This is a genomic window from Paracraurococcus ruber (assembly GCF_004353985.1).
GTDB lineage: Bacteria > Pseudomonadota > Alphaproteobacteria > Acetobacterales > Acetobacteraceae > Paracraurococcus > Paracraurococcus ruber.
In genome coordinates this window covers 1-477 of the sequence record NZ_SMOA01000694.1, presented here as the reverse complement: position 1 = coordinate 477, position 477 = coordinate 1, and the positions used below count along the sequence as shown (strand labels likewise).

1 protein-coding gene is annotated in these 477 nt (G+C 82.0%); it reads left to right on the top strand.

The window, feature by feature from the left end:
* The coding region (locus E2C05_RS32475; protein WP_408901649.1) for a hypothetical protein at positions 1-363 on the top strand (363 nt) is incomplete at its 5' end.
* Between the last annotated feature and the right edge of the window lie 114 nt (positions 364-477).

Genomic DNA, 477 nt, shown 5'->3' with positions numbered 1-477 from the left:
GCGCCCGGTTCCCTCGCCGCGCTGGCGCCGCCCGCGCCGGCGCCCGCTGCGCTGGCGCCCGCTGGCCCGACGCCCCCTGCGCCGTCGCCCCAGGTGGCCGGCCTGCTGCGCCGGGCGGATGCCATGCTGGCGGTCGGCGACGTCTCCGCGGCGCGGCTGCTCTATGGCCGCGCGGCGCAGGCCGGCAGTGCCGAGGCGATGCTGGGGCTGGGCAAGTCGCATGACCCGCGCTTCCTGGCCGGCATCGGCGTGCGCGGGCTGCAGGGCGATGCCGCGACCGCCATCCTCTGGTACCGCCGCGCCCTGGCGCAGGGCGCGGCCGAGGCGGCGGAGGGGCTGCAGCGCAACGGCGCGGCGCCCTGACCGCACCCTTGGCCGGCAATCCCTGACCGGCATCCCTGGCCGGGCTGCCCGCCGCGCTCGGGCGGCGGGCCGGCGGCGCGGTGGACCGGCCCGCGGCCGGCCCAGGCGCCGAGC